Source organism: Arthrobacter sp. SPT-J7, from assembly GCF_059089965.1.
In genome coordinates this window covers 1-3,584 of the sequence record NZ_JBNHFF010000287.1, presented here as the reverse complement: position 1 = coordinate 3,584, position 3,584 = coordinate 1, and the positions used below count along the sequence as shown (strand labels likewise).

The following is a 3,584-nucleotide window of genomic DNA, read 5'->3' as shown; positions in this document are numbered from 1 at the left end:
GGTACTGGGAGTGGCGGAGGCCGGGCTGGTGGCCCTCCGCAGGCAGTTCGTTATCAATCCGGCCACTTCCGTGGAAACCCGGATGCGGATTTCGCTGTACGACCACCTGCAGGACCTCACTGTTTCATTCCACGACCGCTGGGGATCCGGGCAGCTGCTCTCCCGCGCCATGACCGACCTGAACTTCCTGCGCCGCTGGATGGCCTTCGGTGCCATCATGCTCGTGGTCACCACCCTCACGGTGATCATTGGCATTGGCGTGATGTTCGCCATGAGCTGGCAACTTGCCCTCATCTTCCTCGCCGCCGCTGTGCCCATCATGGCCTGCAGCTTCAGGTTCCGGACCCGCTTCAGCAGGGTGGCCCGCCGCAGCCAGGACCAGGCAGGCGACCTTGCCACCACCGTTGAGGAGTCCGTCCACGGAATCCGCGTCCTCAAAGCCTTCGGCCGTAGCCGCGAAGCCCTCGAAAACTTCGAGGAACAGGCCGAGGAACTGCGCCAGACGGAAATTGACAAGGCACGCCAGCAGGCAACCTTCACCATGGTGGTTACCTTGCTGCCGGAGCTCGCCCTTGGAGCGGGACTCGTGGTGGGCGTGATGCTGTGCGCCAGCGGTGAGCTGAGCATTGGTGCGCTGGTGGCCTTCTTTGCCACCGCAGCCGTCATCGCCTCCCCCGTTGAGTTCTCGGGCATGCTGCTGGCCATGGCCCTCACCGCTAAAACCGCCGTCGACCGCCACTTCGAAGTGATGGATTCTGTCAACAGCATTACAAGCCCCCCTGAACCCCTGCGGCCCGGGCACATCGCTGGTGCTCTGCACTTCAACAACGCCACGTTCGCCTTCGAGGACGCTCCGGACAAGCCAATCCTGAAGGAGATCAACCTCGACCTCCGCCCCGGCGAGACGATGGCCCTTGTGGGAATCACCGGAAGCGGCAAGAGCGCCCTGATCCAGCTCGTACCGCGGCTGTATGACGTCACGGACGGCTCCATCAGCATCGACGGCGTGGACCTGCGGGACTTCGACGTCGAGGATCTCCGCCGGATCGTCGGAGTCGCCTTTGAGGACACCACCCTGTTCTCCAATTCCGTACGGGACAACGTTCTGCTGGGCGCCCCGCTCCGCAGTGATGCTGTTCTCGAGGAGGCCCTGGACGTGGCGCAGGCACACTTCGCATATTCCCTGCCCGAGGGGCTGGACACCCTCATCGGAGAGGAAGGTCTTAGCCTGTCCGGCGGACAGCGGCAGCGCATCGCCCTGGCCCGCGCCATTGCCGCACACCCGAAGGTACTGGTGTTGGATGACCCGCTGTCCGCCCTGGATGTACACACCGAGGAACTGGTGGAAACGCGGCTTCGCGCGGTGCTGAAGGACACCACCACGCTGATCGTGGCCCACCGGCCCTCCACGGTTGCTTTGGCGGACCGGGTGGCGCTGTTGGAGGACGGGCGCATCGCCGCGGTTGGAACCCACACGGAACTTCTGGCCGGCAACGACCATTACCGCTACGTCATCGCCAGCCTTGACCAGGAACCGCGGGACCTGGACTCCGAGCTGTCGGCCCTTGAGGACCGGGCAGAGGAAATAACCCGATGAGCACAGCAACCTTTGGCACCGCCAACGAAGACAACCCGCACCTCAGCAAGAGCGACAGCAGGGCGGTACGACGGCGGTCGCTGGCACTGTTGCGTTCCCTCATCCGGCCGGTGCGGCTGCGGTTCTGGCTGACAATAGCCACCGTGGTCCTCTCACAGGCGGCCCGGGTGGCCGGTCCGGCGTTGATCGCTTTCGGCATCGACAACGCGCTGCCCGCCCTGCAGGCCGGGGACAACCTGCCCCTGGTGCTCACCGGCGTCGCGTATCTGCTGGCAGCAATCGCGACGGCGGGGCTCACCGCCCTCTACGTGACCTCCACGGCCAAGCTGAGCCAGGCCATGCTGCTTGACCTGCGCCTCCGGGTTTTCCGGCACACCCAGCGGTTGAGCCTTGAGTTCCACGAAAAGTACACGTCCGGCCGAATTATTGCCCGACAGACCTCAGACCTGGAGGCTCTCCGCGAGCTCCTCGATTCCGGCATCAGCTCCTTGGCGTCTGGCCTCCTTTTCATGATTTTCACCGCAATAACAGTGTTCGCCCTGGACTGGCGCAGCGGCCTGCTGGTGCTCGCCGCGGGCGTACCCATGTACTTCCTGGCCCGCTGGTACCAAAAGCACTCCCAGATTGCCTTCCGGGAGTCCCGGGTGGTGTCTGCGCGACTGATCGTGCACTTCGTGGAGACGATGACCGGGATCCGGGCAGTGAAAGCCTTCCGCAAGGAACGGGAAAACGCCGAACGCTACGGGAAACTCGCGGAGGACTACAGGCTGGTGACCGTCCGGTCCATCAACCTCAACGGGATCTTCCAGCCGGGGCTGGTGCTCATCGGCAACGTCTGCGTGGCCGTGGTCCTGCTCTTCGGCGGATTCCGCGTCCTTACGGGCGATCTTGCGGTGGGTGTGCTGCTGGCCCTTATCCTTTCCACCAAGAGGTTCTTCCAGCCGGTGGATCAAATGGCAATGTTCTACAACTCCTTCCAAAGTGCGCAGGCGGCGTTGGAAAAAGTGTCAGGTCTCCTGGAGGAAGTCCCCACAGTCCGGCCGCCCAAAAACCCTGTAGCCCTGAAGAAGGCCAGGGGCACGATCGCCTTCAAGGACGTGCAATTCCGTTACGGCGACGGGCCGGTCATCGTTCCCACGTTGAACCTGCATATCCCCGCGGGCCAGACTGTTGCCCTGGTGGGGCAGACCGGAGCCGGAAAATCCACGCTGGCCAAGCTGATAGCCCGCTTTTACGACGTTTCGTCAGGCTCCCTCACCCTGGACGGGGTGGACCTCCGCAACCTCAGCACTGCGGACCTGAGGCGGAACATTGTGATGGTTACCCAGGAGGCCTTCCTCTTCAGCGGTTCGGTTGCGGACAACATCGCCCTGGGCCGGCCGGAAGCGTCGCGCGCCGAAATTGAGGAAGCAGCCAAGGCCGTGGGTGCGCACGAATTCATCCTTGATCTCCCTGAGGGCTATGACACGGATGTCAACAAGCGCGGCGGCCGGGTTTCCTCCGGGCAACGCCAGCTCATCAGCTTCGCCCGGGCGTTCCTGGCCCGCCCTGCGGTGCTGATCCTGGACGAGGCCACGTCCTCGCTGGACATCCCCTCGGAAAGGCTGGTGCAGAGCGGCCTGGCCCGGCTGCTGGCGGGCACGGACACTGCCCGCAGGACCGCCCTGATCATTGCCCACCGGTTGTCTACGGTGGAGACGGCGGACCGTGTGCTGGTGGTTCACGACGGCCGGATTGTGGAGGACGGCTCGCCCGCGGACCTGATTAATGGAGGCGGACGCTTCGCCGACCTGCACGGGGCATGGAAGGACTCCCTGGTCTGACCGACCACGACGGCGGATTTCGCATCAGGCACCCCAATCGGCTATTCTTGTAAAGTTGCTTTTGCAGCGGATCGGGATGTAGCGCAGCTTGGTAGCGCGCTTCGTTCGGGACGAAGAGGTCGCAGGTTCAAATCCTGTCATCCCGACCAAACGGAAGAGGGCCT

2 protein-coding genes and 1 tRNA gene are annotated in these 3,584 nt (G+C 63.9%); all 3 read left to right on the top strand.

The window, feature by feature from the left end:
* A partial coding sequence (locus tag AC5RWX_RS31445) for an ABC transporter ATP-binding protein (RefSeq protein ID WP_494100113.1) occupies positions 1–1,597 on the top strand: 1,597 nt, incomplete at its 5' end.
* Positions 1,594–3,420 (top strand): ABC transporter ATP-binding protein, encoded by a 1,827-nt coding sequence (locus AC5RWX_RS31440; RefSeq protein WP_494100112.1) that lies wholly within the window; start codon positions 1,594–1,596, stop codon positions 3,418–3,420. The genes AC5RWX_RS31445 and AC5RWX_RS31440, both read left to right, overlap by 4 nt.
* A 72-nt stretch (positions 3,421–3,492) precedes the next feature.
* Positions 3,493–3,569: transfer RNA gene (locus AC5RWX_RS31435), tRNA-Pro, on the top strand.
* The last annotated feature ends 15 nt before the right edge of the window (positions 3,570–3,584 follow it).

Excerpts from the sequence above, each read along its gene's own strand:
- AC5RWX_RS31440 (WP_494100112.1), top strand. The coding sequence starts at position 1,594 with ATGAGCACAGCAACCTTTGGCACCGCCAACGAAGACAACCCGCACCTC.